The 14,123-nt window shown below is 76.6% G+C and carries 11 protein-coding genes; 8 read left to right on the plus strand and 3 right to left on the minus strand.

The features are described from left to right. Nucleotides 1–47: 47 nt before the first annotated feature. The 3 genes from ACGFS9_RS13785 to ACGFS9_RS13795 are packed head-to-tail and all read right to left on the minus strand — an operon-like array spanning nucleotide 48 to nucleotide 3,054. Nucleotides 48–1,436 (minus strand): bifunctional RNase H/acid phosphatase, encoded by a 1,389-nt coding sequence (locus tag ACGFS9_RS13785; RefSeq protein ID WP_393253025.1) that lies wholly within the window; start codon nucleotides 1,434–1,436, stop codon nucleotides 48–50. A 26-nt stretch (nucleotides 1,437–1,462) separates the two neighbouring features. Beyond that, nucleotides 1,463–2,206, minus strand: a complete 744-nt coding sequence (locus tag ACGFS9_RS13790) for a zinc ribbon domain-containing protein (protein WP_393253084.1) — start codon at nucleotides 2,204–2,206, stop codon at nucleotides 1,463–1,465. After that, on the minus strand, nucleotides 2,203–3,054 hold the full coding sequence (locus ACGFS9_RS13795) for a Nif3-like dinuclear metal center hexameric protein (RefSeq protein WP_393253026.1): 852 nt from the start codon (nucleotides 3,052–3,054) through the stop codon (nucleotides 2,203–2,205). The genes ACGFS9_RS13790 and ACGFS9_RS13795 overlap by 4 nt, the downstream gene beginning before the upstream one ends. Nucleotides 3,055–3,432: 378 nt before the next feature. Here ACGFS9_RS13795 and ACGFS9_RS13800 point away from each other — a divergent pair, with 378 nt between their 5' ends. The 8 genes from ACGFS9_RS13800 to ACGFS9_RS13835 all read left to right on the plus strand — a co-directional run bounded on the left by ACGFS9_RS13800 (nucleotide 3,433) and on the right by ACGFS9_RS13835 (nucleotide 14,004). Further along, nucleotides 3,433–6,501, plus strand: a complete 3,069-nt coding sequence (locus tag ACGFS9_RS13800) for a hypothetical protein (protein WP_393253027.1) — start codon at nucleotides 3,433–3,435, stop codon at nucleotides 6,499–6,501. Between the two features lie 37 nt (nucleotides 6,502–6,538). Then, a complete protein-coding gene (locus ACGFS9_RS13805) occupies nucleotides 6,539–6,715 on the plus strand; it encodes a hypothetical protein (RefSeq protein WP_393253087.1) in 177 nt (58 codons plus the stop codon). 430 nt (nucleotides 6,716–7,145) lie between these two features. Continuing rightward, the gene (locus ACGFS9_RS13810) at nucleotides 7,146–8,057 is read left to right on the plus strand and encodes an ABC transporter ATP-binding protein (protein WP_393253029.1); all 912 of its coding nucleotides are present in this window, start codon (nucleotides 7,146–7,148) and stop codon (nucleotides 8,055–8,057) included. Continuing rightward, nucleotides 8,057–8,776 (plus strand): ABC transporter permease, encoded by a 720-nt coding sequence (locus ACGFS9_RS13815; protein ID WP_393253031.1) that lies wholly within the window; start codon nucleotides 8,057–8,059, stop codon nucleotides 8,774–8,776. The genes ACGFS9_RS13810 and ACGFS9_RS13815 overlap by 1 nt, the downstream gene beginning before the upstream one ends. 14 nt (nucleotides 8,777–8,790) lie before the next feature. Next, nucleotides 8,791–10,047: a sensor histidine kinase gene (locus tag ACGFS9_RS13820; protein WP_393253033.1), complete on the plus strand. Its 1,257-nt coding sequence runs from the start codon at nucleotides 8,791–8,793 to the stop codon at nucleotides 10,045–10,047. Nucleotides 10,048–10,212: 165 nt separating this feature from the next. Continuing rightward, nucleotides 10,213–10,854, plus strand: coding sequence for a response regulator (locus ACGFS9_RS13825; protein ID WP_393253034.1), 642 nt, complete (start codon nucleotides 10,213–10,215; stop codon nucleotides 10,852–10,854). Between the two features lie 614 nt (nucleotides 10,855–11,468). Beyond that, a complete protein-coding gene (locus ACGFS9_RS13830) occupies nucleotides 11,469–13,214 on the plus strand; it encodes an MFS transporter (RefSeq protein WP_393253036.1) in 1,746 nt (581 codons plus the stop codon). 139 nt (nucleotides 13,215–13,353) lie between these two features. Next, complete coding sequence (locus ACGFS9_RS13835; protein ID WP_393253038.1) at nucleotides 13,354–14,004, plus strand: class I SAM-dependent methyltransferase; 651 nt, start codon at nucleotides 13,354–13,356, stop codon at nucleotides 14,002–14,004. Nucleotides 14,005–14,123: the final 119 nt, after the last annotated feature.

Consider the following 14,123-nt stretch of genomic DNA (forward strand, 5'->3'; position numbering starts at 1 on the left):
TCCCCTCTCCGCGCCAGGCCGGGGAGGGAAGTCAGCGGGGCGGCGCTTCAGCGCAGGTGGGAGGTGTCGTTGAACAGGCGGACGCTCGCGTTGCCGTCCGCGTAGTAGGCGACGGCCGACAGGGACGCCGCCGAGAGTTCCATCCGGAACAGCGCTTCCGGCGGGGCGCCCAGGGCCAGTCGCACCAGCGTCTTGATCGGGGTGACGTGCGTGACGAGGAGGACCGTACGGCCCGCGTGGGCGGCGGCCAGCCTCTCGCGGGCGTCCGCGACACGCAGGGCGGTCGCGGCGAAGCTCTCGCCGCCGCCGGTGGGTTCGGCGTCCGGCGAGGCGAGCCAGGCCGTCAGGTCCTCCGGGTGGCGTTCGCGGACCTCGCCGAAGGTCAGCCCCTCCCAGGCGCCGAAGTCCGTCTCGCGCAGGCCCTCGTCGAGCGTGACGTCGAGCCCGAGGCGGGCGGCGACGACGGCCGCCGTCTCCCGGGTCCGGGCCAGCGGGGAGGCCACGACGGCCTGGACCGTGCCACGGGTGGCGAGTGCGGCGGCGGCCCGCTCGGCCTGCTCCCGGCCCGCGGCGGACAGCGACGGATCGCTGCCGCCGCTACCGGAGAAGCGCTTCTGCGGGGTCAGGGGCGTCTCGCCGTGGCGCAGCAGCACGAAGGTGGCGGGGGCGCCCATGTCGGGTGCGGCGCCCCAGCCGAGCGTGGGGGTGCCGGCCGCCACGTTCCGCGCGGCACGGCGGTCGTCCGCCGCCGTCGCCGGCCCGTCGCCGGAGGACGGTGCGGGGCCCGTCGCCCCCGTCGGCCGATCGCCGGCCCGCTCGTCCGGGGCGGTGCCACCGGTTCCGCCGGCGCCGCCCGTCCCGCCGGTTCCGCCCGTCCCGTCGGTTCCGCCGGTTCCGGCGTGCCGGTCTCCGCGCTCCTCGGCGGGCGCCGCGCCGCTCCCGGCCGCGCCGCCGCGCACCGCCGTGGCGGGCCGGGCGGGCGAACCCTCACCCGCGACCGCGCCGTCCGCGGGCGACCAGGTCTCGCCCCGGGCGCCCGCGTCCATCGCCTCGTTGGCGAGCCGGTCCGCGTGCCGGTTCAGCTTCCGGGGGATCCACTCGTACGTCACCTGGTCGCGCGGGACGGTCCGCGCCGCCTCCGCGGCCAGCGGCCTCATGTCGGGGTGCTTGATCTGCCAGCGGCCCGACATCTGCTCCACGACGAGCTTGGAATCCATCCGGACCGCGATCCGCGCGCCGGGGTCGAGGTCGCGCGCCGCCCGCAGCCCGGCGAGCAGACCGCGGTACTCGGCGACGTTGTTGGTGGCGACGCCGATGTACTCGGCCCGCTCGGCCAGCGTCTCCCCGGTGACCGCGTCGAGGACCACGGCCCCGTAGCCCGCGGGCCCCGGGTTGCCCCGGGACCCCCCGTCGGCCTCGACGACGAACTCGCGCACGCGCCCGGCTCCCGGTCCCCCGGGCCCTACAGGCCCGACTCGGACGTACGCACGAGGATGCGACGGCAGTTCTCGCAGCGCAGCACGGTGCTGGGGGACGCCGCCTTCACCTCGTTGACCTCGGTGATGTTCAGCTCCAGGCGGCAGCCCTCGCAGCGGCGCTGGTAGAGCCGGGCCGCGCCGACGCCGCCCTGCTGCTCGCGCAGCTTGTCGTAGAGCTTGAGCAGATCGGCGGGGACCGTCGCGGCGATGACCTCGCGCTCCTTGGTCACCGTCGCAGCCTCGGTGTCGAACTGCTCGAAGGACGCGTCGCGGCGCCCGGTCGCGTCGTCGATCCTCGACTGGACGGAGGCGTCGCGCTCGGTGAGTTCGGCGACCCGCTCCTGCGCGGACTCGCGGCGCTCCATGACCTCCAGGACCACGTCCTCCAGGTCGCCCTGCCGCTTGGCGAGCGAGGTGATCTCGCGCTGGAGGTTCTCCAGGTCCTTGGGGGAGGTGACGGCGCCGGAGTCGAGGCGCTGCTGGTCGCGGGCGGCACGCTGGCGCACCTGGTCGACGTCCTGCTCGGCCTTGGTCTGCTCGCGGGCGCAGTCGCTCTCCTCGGTCTGCGCGGCGACGAGCAGGTCGCGCAGCTGGGCGAGGTCCTTGGTCAGCGACTCGATCTCGGCGTGCTCGGGAAGCGACTTCCTCCGGTGCGCGAGCTGCTGGAGGCGGGCGTCGAGTGCCTGGACGTCGAGAAGTCGGATCTGGTCGGCGGGCTCGGCGTTCAGTTGGGGGCTCCTGATGAGTCGTCGGGGGAGGCCGCGTGGGCGGTCCAGGGGTCGGTGACCGTCCGGGAGACGTGGACGCGCAGTCCCCATCCCTTCCGGTCGGAGATCTCGTCGAGCTGGGCGGAGGCCAGCTCGCACCAGGGCCACTCGGTGGCCCAGTGCGCCGCGTCGAGCAGCGCGAGAGGACTGTGGGCGCGGGCCTCGGAGACCGGGTGGTGGCGCAGGTCCGCGGTGAGGAAGGCGTCCACGCCGGCGGCGCGCACGTCGTCGAAGAGGCTGTCGCCCGAGCCGCCGCTGACGGCCACGGTGCGGACCGGCGCCTCGGGGTCGCCCGCGATCCGGATGCCCTGCGCGGTGGCCGGCAGCCGCTCGGCGGCCCGGGCGGCCAGCTCGCCCACGGTCAGCGGGTGGTCGAGTTCGCAGACACGGCCGAGGCCCCGGCGGCCCGCGGGGTCGGTGGGGTCGGGCACGAGGGGCCGGACGACCCGCAGCCCCAGCGCGCCGGCCAGGGCGTCGCTGACCCCGGGATCGGCGCGGTCGGCGTTGGTGTGGGCGACGTGCAGCGCGATGTCGTTCTTGATCAGGGTGTGCACGACCCGGCCCTTGAAGGTGCCGGCCGCCACGGACGTCGTCCCGCGCAGGTAGAGCGGGTGATGGGTGACGAGCAGGTCGGCGCCCAGCGTCACCGCCTCGTCCACGATGTCCTGCACCGGGTCGACGGCGAACAGCACACGGGTGACGTCCTGGTCGGGATCGCCGCACACGGTGCCGACCGCGTCCCAGCTCTCGGCCTGCCCAGGGGGCCAGAGCGAGTCGAGCGCGGTGATGACTTCAGACAGACGGGGCACGGGGAAAGGCTACCTGGCCCCGCCGCCTCTCCGACCGGCCGCGGACCACCCGGCCGGCGCCCGGGCCGCGGACCGTCCGCGACCGCCCCGGGACCGGCTCTCCCCGCGGCGTCGGCCGGGCGCGCGGACCGCTCCCGACGGCCCGGGCGGCCGGGTGCCCGCAGCGCCGCCTCGGCCGTCGCCGCCGGCGCGCGCCCCCGTCGCCCGGACCCGGCGGGCCGGGCGGCTGCGCCCCCTCCTCGCACCGCGGTTCAGCACATGAGCCCCCGTTCCCTCAGGCGAATCCCGGCACGGCCACCCTTATGTGTGAAGCCGCCGCCCGTCGGTCCCCCGCCTGTGCGTGCGAAAACTACCGTCGTCGTCGGAGGTGACCGAACGATGACGGCCGGTGCGACGGAGCCCGAGGTGGCGGGCGGTTGGGGCGAAGCGGGCGGCGACGCCGCGGGCCGGTGGCCCGCTCCGCCCGCCTGCGTCATCACCGCGGACGGGACGTACGGAGCGCGGCTGGCCTGCGACGGCACGTCCTGGTACCCGGAGCGCTGGACGCTGGACGGGCCGGAGCCGTACGCCGTCCCGCTGCCCGCGCACCAGCCGGAGGAGCCCGGCACCGAGGTGCTGCCCCTGACGGACGGCAGGGTGCTGATCCACCGGGTGGCCGACGGGCGCCACGCCTTCTCCCTGCTCTACCCCACCGGACCGGGCACGGGTGAACTGCAGCTCGGCGCGGTCGAGTGCCCCGACCCGGGCACCCGGATGCGGCTGCTGCCGCCGGCACCGGACGGCGAGCGGGCGTACGCCCTCGCCGTGGGACGGGGGTCCACGGCGGTGTGGCTGGTGGCGGGCGGCACGTTCGGCCCGGAGCATCTCGCGGAGGTGCCGGGGCACTGCTCGGGCGGCGTGTGGCTGGACGGCACGGGACGCCTGCTGGCGCTGGACCGGTTCCACGGCGGCCGGACCAAGGCGGTGGTCGTGGACCTGGAGCGCCGCGGGGAGGTGTCGCCCCTCCTCCAGATCGCGGACCACAGCAACGACCGGCTGCTCCTCGCGGACGCGGACAGCGGGCTGCTGCTGATCCGCTCCGACGCGCCGTCGCCCGGCCGTGAGCGGCTCGGCTGGGGTGTGCTGGGCAGCAGCCTTCCGGTCCGCTTCCCGGAGTGCCTGACCGCGACCGGCTGCTCGATCACGCCGTTCGCCATCCAGCCGGGCCAGGTGCTGACCCCGGAGACCTGCGCGGTCGCCCTGCGCCTGGACGGACCGGGCGGCACCTGGGTGGGCATGTGGCGCCCCTCCGAACGGCGCATCGATCACCGGCCCGCCCCCGAGGGCTGGCTGGCCGGCACGGGACGGTGGTCCGGCGAAGGCGTCCTCCACCTCCCCTACGCGACCGAGGGCGTGCGGTGCGGCGTCGCCCGGCTGGTGGTGTCCGCGCCGTCGCGCGAGCCGGAGGCGGGGGAGGCGGCTGCGCCGCAGCGCCCCGCGTCGCGTCCGGTCCCGCTCCAGCAGGCCCCGCTGACGAGCCGGCCGGCACCACCGCGGCAGCCGGCGGTGAGCGCGGGGCCGGTCGCGGTGAGCGCGGGCCCGGTCGCGGGGGCCGGCACGGCCCTGTCCACGCGGAGACCGGACGGCTCGGCGACGGCCCCGCGGGCCGTCCCCGGGCCGGTCACGCCGGCCGCGGGCGTCCCCGCGCCCGGTGCGCCGGCCGACGCCCCGCCCCCGCCGGTACCGGCGGCTCCGGCGCCGACGCCCGCACCGGCGGAGGGAGCGGGGGCCGGCGCCGCGCCGCGCTGGACTCGTCAGGACGTCGACCCCTTCCCCGCACCGGCCCCGGCTTCGGTAGCACCGGTGCCGGCACCGGAACCGGCCGGGGCCCTGCCGGCGGCCCCGGGTCCGTACCCCGGCGGTATCGGCGGGCGGTACGACGACAGGGACGCCGAGCCGGACTCCGCCGGTACGGGAACGGACCGGCGGCCGTACAGCGGCGCCGACACCGAACCCCGGACGGGCGGCGGCGGGGGCGAGCGGTATCCCGGGGGTGGCGTCCACCCGTCCGCCGGTGACCTCCACCCGTCCGCCGCTCGGGGCGACGGGCCGTCGGCGGACGACGGCGCCGGCCCTCGCGTCGACGGGCGACTTCCGCGGGCCGGCGCGGTCGCCGCCCCGGCCGAGCCGGACCCGCCCGCGCCAGTGACCGCCGAACCCGCCGGAGCCACCGAGGTCCGCCGGCCGAGACCGGGGCTGTGGACCAAGATCGCCGCCACTCCCCCGCCCGGGAGAAGCCTCGGCGCCGGCTTCATCGCGACCCTTCCGGCCGAGGTCGAGCTGCACCACCCGGGGCTGCCCGGCGGCGCCGGACTCCCCCCGGAGCGGGCCGCGTTCGGCGGCACCCGGCCGGGGCCGCACAGCGCGGCCTCGCCGCTGCCCGGGCCGACGGACGCCTGGGCCGCCCCCGCACCCGCCCCCGCTCCCTTCGCTCACCCCACCGCCGGACCCACGCCCGACTCCCTCACGCACCCCACCGCCGAACCCGGGGCCACCTCCTTCGCGCACCCCACCGCCGCACCCGCGCCCGCCGCCTTCGCCCCCGCCCCGTTCGCGCAGCTCGCCGCCCAGCCCGCGGCCACTCCTCCCCCGCTCCCCGGTCCCGGGGCCCTTCCCTCCGCCTCACCGCTGCTCGATCCCGAGTCGCCCGCCGGAGTCTCACGCGAGCCGGGCCCCGGGCACCTCCCGGGACCCGCACAGCCTTCCGGGCCGGAGCAGGCCCTCGTTGCGGGTCCGCCCGCGCCGCCGGAGCAGCCGCTTCAGGGCCCACCGCCGCCTCCCCCGGCCCCGCCCGTCGCGTCCGTACCGTCCGCAGAGCCCGCAGGGGAACCGGCGTTCACGGATGCTCCCGTGTTCACCGGGGCCGAGGCCGCGGGCCTTCCCGGTGCCGGGGTCTACGCCGATTTCACGGAGTTCCGGGGCGCGACGCCCCTGAGGAGCTTCCCGCCGGAGGGCCCCGCCCCCGAGTCGTGGGACGCGGGGCCCGAGACCGCCTCACCGACCCGTGCGGACCGCCAGGCCCCCGCGGGCCACGGAACCCAGGCGAACCCCGCGGGGGACCACTCCGACGGTGCCGGCGCCCGGCCTCTCACCGCCCCGGGAGCCCAGGTCCTCCCGCCGCACCGCACGTCTCCGGCCCACCGCCGCCCGTTGCACGCGGGCCCGCCCGTGCCCGCTGGGGCGCCCATGCCCGCTGGGGCGCCCGTGCCCGCGGGGTCGCCGCTGCCCGCGGGGCCGGCCGTCGCCGAGGAGGGCGTGGCGCCCGGCGCGGGAGGCCCGGAGGCCGGTGCCCCGGCCGCCGCCCCGCCGGAGGGGAGCGGGACGGCCGCTCCCGGGGGCGGGGAGGAATCGCGCGGAGCGGATGAAGAAACGTCACCCTCCGGGGCCAGGGAGATGACGGCACGTTAGACTCCCCCGGCTGAAAACGAAGGATCTTGTATACGGGGTGAGTACTTCCATGAACGACATCAGCACCGCCGAGACGCGGGGCTCGGACGTCCACGAGACGTCGACGGCCCTGCCGGAGGGGCACGGAAAGCACCGCGGTCCGGTCTCGGGGCACGACGACGAGGCGGCGCCGCAGGGCCGTCACCGCAAGCCGGCCGGTGGCACCACCGCCTGACGGGCTGCCGGGACCGGCAGACCGCCGGCCCCGGCAGCCGGGCCGACCAACCGGGTCCGCAACGGACCCGGCAGGGACGGCGTACGGCCCCGCTCCCAGCCGGCGGATCGCGGCACACGGGGTCGACCGGCCGTGGCCGGAGGCTTGACGAGACGCCCGGCCGGGGTTTCCCGGCCGGGCGTCTCGCACGACCGGCTCGTCGGCCCGGCGCGCGGGCGGGCCCCGGCGCCGGGGCACCGGCGAGTACCGGGCACGGGCGGATGCCGGGCCGCGGGCGGGAGCGGCGCGGCGTTCGGCGCACCGGTGACGGCAGCCGGGCCGTGTGAGGCGAGGCGACGGGGGCGGTGCCGGGCGGGCATGACATTTGTCCCGGCGCGGTGCTGACACCTGCATCTGCCGGGCACCGGCGCGCGCCTCTAGCGTCGTTCCCATGACACAGACGACGGGGACACCACCGGCCGTGTCCTTCACGGGGGCGGTCAAGACGTTCGGCGCGGTGCGCGCCGTGGCCGGCGTCGACCTGGACGTACGGCGCGGGGAGACGGTCGCGCTGCTGGGACGCAACGGGGCGGGGAAGTCGACGGCCGTCTCCCTGCTGCTCGGGCTGGACGAGCCGGACGCGGGATCGGTCGCGCTGTTCGGCCGCCGGCCGGAGGAGGCGGTGCGGGCCGGGCGGGTCGGGGCGATGCTCCAGGACACCCGGCCGGTTCCGCGCGTCACCGTGGGAGAGCTGGTCTCCTTCGTGGCGGGCCGCTACCCGGCGCCCCGCCCGGTGGCCGAGACGCTGCGGCTGGCGGGCGTCGCGGAGCTGGCGGGGCGGCGCGTGGACCGGCTGTCCGGCGGGCAGGCGCAGCGGGTGCGGTTCGCGGTGGCCCTCGCCGGGGACCCCGAGCTGATCGTTCTCGACGAGCCGACGGCCGCGCTGGACGTGGAGGCGCGGCACGCGTTCTGGGAGTCGATGCGGGCCTACGCCCGGCGCGGGCGCACCGTGCTGTTCTCCACGCACTACCTGGAGGAGGCCGACGCCCACGCCGACCGGATCGTGGTGCTCGACCGGGGGCGGATCGTCGCGGACGGGACCGGTGAGGCGTTGCGGCGGTCGGCCGGCGGCGGACGGGTCGCCTTCGACCTGGCGGGACGCAGCGGAGCGGACCTGGCGCTGCTGCCCGGTGTGCTGGCCGTGGAGATCCGCGGGGACCGGGCCAGGCTCCGGACGGACGATCCGGACGCGACCGTGATCGCGCTGGCGGACAGGGGGGCGATCCGCGGCCTGGAGGTCGCCCCCGCCTCCCTGGACGACGCCTTCCTCGCCCTCACCTCACCGGCCCTGGAGACGGTGTGATGGTCGACTACCTGTGGCTCGAAGTGCGCCGGACCCTGCGCGACACCGGCTTCGTCGTCGGCGGCGTGGCCATGCCGGTGATGATGTACCTGCTGTTCACCAACCTGGGCGCCGGGGACGACGGCGGATGGAAGACGGCGTCCATGGTGGGGATGGCCGCGTACGGCGCGGTGGGCTCGGCGCTCAACACCGGCGGCGGGGTCGCCGAGGACAAGGTGACCGGCTGGCTGCGGCACCTGCGGGTCACCCCGATGACGCCCCGCCAGGTGGTGCTCGGCCGGGCGCTGACCGGCTCGGTGACCGTGCTGCCCGCGATCACGGCGGTGCTGGCGGCGGGCGGCCTGGTCAATGGAGTCCGGCTGGAGGCGTGGCAGTGGGCGGCGACCGCCGTGCTGCTCTGGATCGGGTCGGTTCCCTTCACCCTGCTGGGCCTCGGCAACGGCTACCGGCTGACCGCGCAGACGACGGGCGTCGTGAACATGGTGTGCAACCTCGGGCTGTCGGTGGTCGGCGGCCTGTGGTTCCCGCTCGCCCTCTTCCCCGGCTGGCTGCGTTCCGTCGCGGCGTACACGCCCGCCAACCGGTTCGCGGAGCTGGGGGTGTCGGTCACCGAGGGCCGGGCGCCGTCGGTCGCGGCGGTGGCGGTGCTGTCGGCCTGGCTGCTCGTCTTCGGTGCCTACGGCGCCGTCTCGTACCGTCGATCCGCACGAACCGTCTGAGCAGGGAGCGGGACATGGCGAAGAGAAGCGGCCCGACCTGCCGGGTGCGGGAGCTGCGGGCCGAGCGGGCCCGCTGGAAGGCGGACATGGAGCGGTTCAAGGCGGAGAGCCGTGCCGCCCGGCGCAGCGGCCGGCCGATGCCCGAGAACCCGGGGCCGCCGCCCACCGGTTTCGCGCTGCTGCCGTGGCTGCTGATGGGCCTGGGCTCCTTCTCCAACCTGCTCCAGGGCAAGACGGAGCAGCCCTGGATCGGCGGGCTGGGCCTGCTCGCCTTCAACTCGCTCTACATCTACGTGACGTTCCGGGCGTTCACGAAGGTGACGCGGGAGGCGCGCTCCACCCGGCTGGCGCTGGCGCTGATGGGGCTGGTCACCTGCGGGCTGGCCATCGGGTACGGCGGGAGCTGGCTGTACTTCTTCCCGCTGCTCGGGCTGGCCACCGGGGCGGTGCTGCGGGGCCCGTGGCTCGGGAAGGCGGGCCTCGCGCTGACGGTGCTCGCCGCGGTGGTGTCCTCCGTGCGCGCGGGCTGGGACGCGGTGAACGTCGCGTACGGCACGTTCCTGTCGACGATGGTGACGGCGGCGATCCTGTCCCTGTCGGAGGCGGTGCGTGAACTGCGGTCGGCGCGGGAGGAGCTGGCGCGGCAGGCCGTGGAGAAGGAGCGGATGCGCTTCTCGCGGGACCTGCACGACCTGCTCGGGCACACGCTGTCGGTGATCGTGGTGAAGTCGGAGGCGGCCCGCCGGCTGGCTCCGCGGGACATGGACGCGGCGCTCGTGCAGGTGACGGACATCGAGTCGGTCGGCCGGCAGGCCCTGACGGAGATCCGGGAGGCGGTGACCGGCTACCGCGAGGGCAGCCTCGCCACCGAGCTGGACCGGGCCCGCTCGGCTCTGTCGGCGGCCCGGGTGGAGACGGTCGTGGAGCGGTCGGGGCCGCCCCTGGTGCCGCAGACCGAGGCCCTGCTGGGCTGGGTGCTGCGCGAGGCCGTCACCAACGTCGTGCGGCACAGCGACGCGGCCCGCTGCGAGATCACCGTCGAGGGCACCGGGGACCTGGTGCGCCTGACCGTCACGGACGACGGCACCGAGGGCGGTGCGGCCACTCCCCCGCCGGGCGTCGGCGGGACGGGTCTGACGGGCCTGACCGAGCGCCTCGCCGCGGCGGGCGGTTCGCTGGAAGCGGGGCGCACCCCGCGCGGCGGCTTCCGGGTGCGGGCGGAACTGCCCCTCCAGACGGCGGACCTGGCGGATGCGGCGGGCCGGCCCTGACGCCCGTCCGCCGTCCCCGGCGCCGACGGCGCCCGCGGGGCTCCCTACGGCACGGGGGCTCCCTGCGGCACGAGGGCGCCCCCTGGCACGAGGGCGCCCCCGGCGCGGGCGGCCGGCGGCGCCCGGTGCGGCTCCGACCAGCAACTCCGCGCTTACTCTGGGCACATGGACGAGATGCCGCAGGACCACCGCCCCGCCACGTCGCTGCGCGTCCTGCTCGCCGAGGACCAGGGCATGATGCGCGGGGCGCTGGCCCTGCTCCTCGGCATGGAGGCGGACATCGAGGTGGTGGCGCAGGTCTCCTCGGGCGACGCGATCGTCGACGCGGCGCTGACCACCCGGCCCGACGTGGCGCTGCTGGACATCGAGCTGCCGGGGATGAGCGGGCTGGACGCCGCCGCCGCGCTGCGCGAGCAGGCGCCGGACTGCCGGGTGCTGATCCTGACCACCTTCGGCCGCCCCGGCTACCTGCGGCGGGCCATGGAGGCGGGAGCCGCCGGGTTCCTCGTCAAGGACGGGCCCGTGGAGGACCTCGCGCAGGCGATCCGGCGGGTTCTGACGGGCGAGACCGTGATCGATCCGGCGCTCGCCGCCGCCGCGCTGAGCGCGGGACCGAACCCCCTCACCCCGCGCGAGTGCGACGTGCTGAAGGCGTCGGCGGACGGCGCGACGGTCGCGGACATCGCCGCCCGCGTCCACCTCTCGGAGTCCACCGTCCGCAACTACCTGTCCTCGGCGATCGGCAAGACCCACACCCGCAACCGTGCGGAGGCGCTGCGCGAGGCGCGGCAGCAGGGCTGGCTGTAGCGGCGGTCACCGGCCGGCCCACCGCGCCCCGCGCCCGGCCCGGCGCGTCGCCCCCGGACGTCCGAGCCGCCCGGACCCGAGGAAGAGGCCCCCGGCGGCCCGAACAGCACCGGTCCGGTCCGGAGGAAAGCCCCTCCCCCGCGGCCCGAGCCACCCCGGCCGGCCGGGAGGAGAAGCCCTCCCCGCGCGTCCGAGCCGCCCCCGTCCGGGCCGGAAGAAGACCCCTCCCCCGGGACCCGGCCGCCCCGGCCGGCCGGGAAAAGAAGCCCTGCCCGTGGGCCCGGGACGCCCCGGTCCGGGCCGGGAGAGAAGCCCTCCCCGCGCGTCCGAGCCGCCCCCGTCCGGGCCGGAGGAGAGGCGCTCCCGTCCGCTGACGGCGAGTCAGATCCTCACGGAACGGTCAAGGATTCGTTAGTACGCCGAAGCATCGGAATAGTTGCCCGGGCACACCGGGTTCCCCTTGCACGTATCCCGCACGCACCCGCGGATCATCCGACCGACGTCCCCGCATCCGCCGGGGCCGGCTCGCCCGGCCCCGCATCCGTGCGGATCACCCCGTTCAGCTCCGTCGCTCCACCGAGCACCGGCATTCCCAGGCCTGGAGGCCCCACGCAATGACGCACACGACGACCGACCAGCCCGCGCGGAGGCCGAGCGGCGCGACCGTGCCGGTGCTCGCCTTCGCGGGCATCGTGGTCGCGGTGATGCAGACCCTGCTCGTCCCGGTCATCAAGGACCTGCCGACGCTGCTGGGGACCGCGCCCAGCAACGCCACCTGGGTCCTGACCTCGACCCTGCTCTCGGGCGCCGTGGCCACCCCGATCATGGGCCGCCTCGGCGACCTCTTCGGCAAGCGGCGGATGCTGCTGACCAGCCTGGCCATCATGGTCGTCGGCGCGCTCGTCAGCGCGCTGACCAGCACCCTGCTGCCGATGATCGTGGGCCGGACGCTCCAGGGCTTCGCGATGGGCGCCATCCCCCTCGGCATCGGGCTCATGCGCGACATGCTGCCGCGCGAGAAGCTCGGCTCGGCGATGGCGCTGATGAGCTCCTCGATCGGCGTCGGCGGCGGTCTCGCGCTGCCCGCCGCGGCCCTCGTCGCCCAGCACGCCGACTGGCACGCCCTCTTCTACGGCGCCGCCGGCCTCGGCGCCGTCTCCATCGCCCTCACCCTGCTCGTCGTGCCGGAGTCCCCGATGCGGGCCAAGGGCACCTTCGACGTGCTCGGCGCGGTGGGCCTGTCCGCCGGGCTCGTGCTGTTCCTGCTGCCGATCACCAAGGGCAGCGACTGGGGCTGGACCTCGCCGCTCACGCTCGGCCTGTTCGGCGCCTCCGTCGCCGTGCTGCTGCTGTGGGGCGCGATGGAGCTGCGGCTGAAGGCACCGCTGGTCGACCTGCGCACCACGGCCCGCCCCGCCGTCCTGTTCACCAACCTCGCCTCGATCATGGTCGGCGTCTCCTTCTACGTCGTCTCCCTCGTCCTGCCGCAGCTCCTCCAGCTGCCGAAGTCCACCGGCTACGGCCTCGGCCAGTCGATGGTCAGCGCGGGCCTGCTGGTGATGCCGCTCGGCCTGACGATGATGGTCACGGCGCCGGTGTACGCGCGGCTGTCGGCGAAGTACGGCCCCAAGGTCACGCTCATCATCGGCATGGTGATCATCGGCGTCGGCTACGGCGCGGGGCTCGGCCTGATGAGCGCCGCCTGGCAGTCGCTGGTCATCGCCGTGGTCCTGGGCGCCGGCATCGGCCTGGCCTACTCCTCGCTGCCCGCGCTGATCATCGGCTCCGTGCCGGCCTCGGAGACGGGCGCGGCGAACGGCCTCAACACCCTGATGCGCTCCATCGGCACGTCCGTGTCGAGCGCCGTCATCGGCATGGTGCTCGCCAACACGGCGCACCACGCCGGGGGCGTCGCGATCCCGACCATGCACGGATTCCGGGTGTCCTTCGTGATCGCCACCGGCGCCGTCGCGGTCGGGCTGCTCATGGCCCTCTTCCTGCCCCGCCAGCGCCCGGCGTCCGCGCCGCAGCTGCGGGCGAGCAGCGAGGAGGAGGCCGCCCTGGAGCGCGCCCACGAGGTGCTCGGCGGTTTCCGCGGCCGAGTGCTGAGCGCCGACGGCGCGCCGGTCGCCCGCGCCAAGGTCACCCTGATCGACCGGCGGGGCCGGCAGGCCGGCGCCACCCTCTCCGACGAGCTGGGCGGCTACGCGCTCGCCGTGCCGGCGCAGGGCGCCTACGTGCTGGCGGCCCGTGCCGCGGGCCACGGCCCGCTCGCCTCGTCGGCGACGCACGCCGGCGACGACAGCCCGGTCGACCTGGACCTGTCGCTGCCCGGCGAGGGCGCGGGCGTCACCGCCTGACCCCCGGCCCCACCCTGCGCGATCACGCACACCCCCGTCGCCCGCGCGGCGGGGGTGTGGTGCACGATGGGGCGGCCGATCGACCGCACCGCTCGCGGCGTCCGCACCGCCCACGCCGTCCCACCGATGGAGGACCCCCATGCCCGCGGCTCCCACGCCCGAGATCCTCGCCGCCTTCGAGGCGGCGAAGGGGTTCATGCCGACGGACGAGGGGCTCGCCCTGTACGAGGCCGCCGCCGAGGCCGGGCGCCTCGGCCTGCCGCTGCTGGAGGTCGGCACCTACTGCGGCCGCTCCACGGTCCTGCTCGCCGACGCGGCACGCGCGGCGGGCGTGACCGCGATCACCGTGGACCACCATCGCGGCAGCGAGGAGCAGCAGCCGGGCTGGGACTACCACGATCCCGCCACGGTCGACCCGGAGATCGGCCTCATGGACACCCTGCCCGCCTTCCGCCGGACCCTGCACCGGGCGGGGCTGGAGGAGCACGTGGTCGCGCTGGTCGGCCGCTCCCCGCAGATCGCCGCGTTCTGGGGGTCGCCGCTCGGCCTGGTCTTCGTCGACGGCGGCCACACCGACGAGCACGCGAACGCCGACTACGAGGGCTGGGCGCCCCATGTCGCGGACGGCGGACTCCTCGTCGTCCACGACGTCTTCCCCGACCCCGTGGACGAGTTCACCGGCCAGGCGCCGTACCGCGTGTACCTGCGGGCCCTGGCGTCCGGCGCGTTCACCGAGGCCGCGGTGACCGGCTCCCTGCGGGTGCTGCGGCGCACCGGGCCGGGCATCTGAGCCGCGCCGCCCGGTGCCGCGGTGCCGGCGGGCCCGCGCATCCGTGCGCCGGGCCGGGGGCGAGGCGGGGCGCACCGGCTCCGACGCGGACGGCGCGCGGCGCCGAGGAGTCGGCGGAG

Origin of the sequence: Streptomyces sp. NPDC048566 (assembly GCF_043199735.1) — a bacterium.
Lineage (GTDB): Bacteria > Actinomycetota > Actinomycetes > Streptomycetales > Streptomycetaceae > Streptomyces.

Bases quoted from the DNA above. Each gene is read 5' to 3' on its own strand.
- ACGFS9_RS13800 (WP_393253027.1), top strand. From the start codon at position 3,433: ATGACGGCCGGTGCGACGGAGCCCGAGGTGGCGGGCGGTTGGGGCGAA.
- ACGFS9_RS13810 (WP_393253029.1), top strand. From the start codon at position 7,146: ATGACACAGACGACGGGGACACCACCGGCCGTGTCCTTCACGGGGGCG.
- ACGFS9_RS13815 (WP_393253031.1), top strand. From the start codon at position 8,057: ATGGTCGACTACCTGTGGCTCGAAGTGCGCCGGACCCTGCGCGACACC.
- ACGFS9_RS13820 (WP_393253033.1), top strand. From the start codon at position 8,791: ATGGCGAAGAGAAGCGGCCCGACCTGCCGGGTGCGGGAGCTGCGGGCC.
- ACGFS9_RS13825 (WP_393253034.1), top strand. From the start codon at position 10,213: ATGGACGAGATGCCGCAGGACCACCGCCCCGCCACGTCGCTGCGCGTC.
- ACGFS9_RS13830 (WP_393253036.1), top strand. From the start codon at position 11,469: ATGACGCACACGACGACCGACCAGCCCGCGCGGAGGCCGAGCGGCGCG.
- ACGFS9_RS13835 (WP_393253038.1), top strand. From the start codon at position 13,354: ATGCCCGCGGCTCCCACGCCCGAGATCCTCGCCGCCTTCGAGGCGGCG.